Genomic DNA, 1,523 nt, shown 5'->3' on the forward strand with positions numbered 1-1,523 from the left:
AAAGCGCCCCACCCCAAAACACGTTTTAGGGTAGGACGCTCAAAATTTTTCGTTTTTTTTAGCTAAAAAAGTTATTTTTCAGTGGAAATTGCTTCTTCCGGCAAAAGCTCAGGCAGTTTTGCCCTTCAGCTTGAGCACTACCGCCAGCAGCAGGCTTACTACAAAGCAAGCGCTGAAGAAGTACAGGGTAAAGCTGTAGCTGTGTGTGCGCTCGTAAATTACGGATAAAAGCAGCGGTCCCGCAATACCTGCCAGGCCCCACGCAGTCAGAATACGTCCGTGGATTGCACTCAGCTGCTTGGTGCCGAACAAATCGCTCAGGTACGCCGGCATGCAGGAAAAGCCGCCGCCGTAGCAGGTGATGATAATGAACACCAGCAGCTGGAACATAAAGCTTTCATTTACGCCACCCAAAAGGTAGAAGGCCACAATCTCAATCACGAAAAATGCCAGATACGTATTCGCACGGCCAATATAGTCGGAAACAGTGGACCACACAATACGACCGCCGCCGTTCAGCAGGCCGATGATGCCAACCATAGACGCCGCCGCAATCGGGGACATACCTATAACCTCCTGTGCCATAGGCGAAGCTACAGCCAAAAGACCGATACCGCAGGTGATGTTCGTAAAGAAAATCCACCACAAAGCATAGAACTGCCAGGTGTGCATAGCCTCCTTCACAGTGTACTGCACATGCTCAGGCATCTTTGCCTTAAACTGTCCCTTGCCTGCTGCAGTTTCCTGCTTAGGCGGCTCCAGAGAAAGTGCGGAAGCAGTCATCACTACTGCATAAATGCAGGCCAAAATCACAAAGTTTTCTACCAGGCCGTATTTAGCAATCAAAATCTGCATCAACGGACCTGCAACGAGGCTGGCAAAGCCAAAGCCCATAATCGCCAGGCCGGTTGCGAGACCGCGATTATTGGGGAACCACTTCACCAGTGTAGACACCGGCGTAATATAGCCTGTTCCCAGACCAATACCGCCGATAACGCCGTAAAAAAGATATAACAGCAGCAGTCTGTGCTGCGTCAGTGCATAAGCCGTACCCAGCAAGCCGCTTACGAAAAAGCACATGGATATCAGACCGCTGCGGCGAGGTCCGTATTTTTCAACATACGTTCCCAAAAAGCCTGCGGAAGTACCCAAAAACAAAATCGCCAGCGAAAAGGTCCAGGTAACCTCCTTCAGCGAAAACCCCATAGCCTGCATGATAGGCTTAGTCAGTACGCTCCATGCGTATACGCTGCCAATGCTGATGTGAATGCCGATGGCTGCCAGCACGATCAGCCATCTGTTTTTTGTCTGTTGCATCATGAATACCTCTCTTTATAAGTATTACCTAGTCACCCGGGTTTTCCTTTTGCTCCTTATAAAGAAAAAACGTCTGGGCGATTTTGCCCAGACGGTCGGCGCATACATTCATCTGCCTCCACGTGGTCAATTCCACTCATCCGTCAGGAAGCAGACTGCATTAGGTTATGACTCTATTATACACAAATTTCTGCAATTGTCAACAT

General features: G+C 49.4%; 1 protein-coding gene and 1 riboswitch. The gene reads right to left on the reverse strand.

Features of this window, described 5'->3' with window-relative positions; translation table 11 throughout:
* Positions 1-108 precede the first annotated feature (108 nt).
* A complete protein-coding gene (locus tag BN587_RS04510; RefSeq protein ID WP_303684839.1) occupies positions 109-1,320 on the reverse strand; it encodes an L-lactate MFS transporter in 1,212 nt (403 codons plus the stop codon).
* Between the two features lie 75 nt (positions 1,321-1,395).
* Positions 1,396-1,478, reverse strand: a riboswitch (ZMP/ZTP riboswitch).
* Positions 1,479-1,523: the final 45 nt, after the last annotated feature.

The sequence above is a fragment of the Phascolarctobacterium succinatutens CAG:287 genome (genome assembly GCF_000434895.1).
Classification (GTDB): Bacteria; Bacillota; Negativicutes; order Acidaminococcales; family Acidaminococcaceae; genus Phascolarctobacterium_A; species Phascolarctobacterium_A succinatutens_A.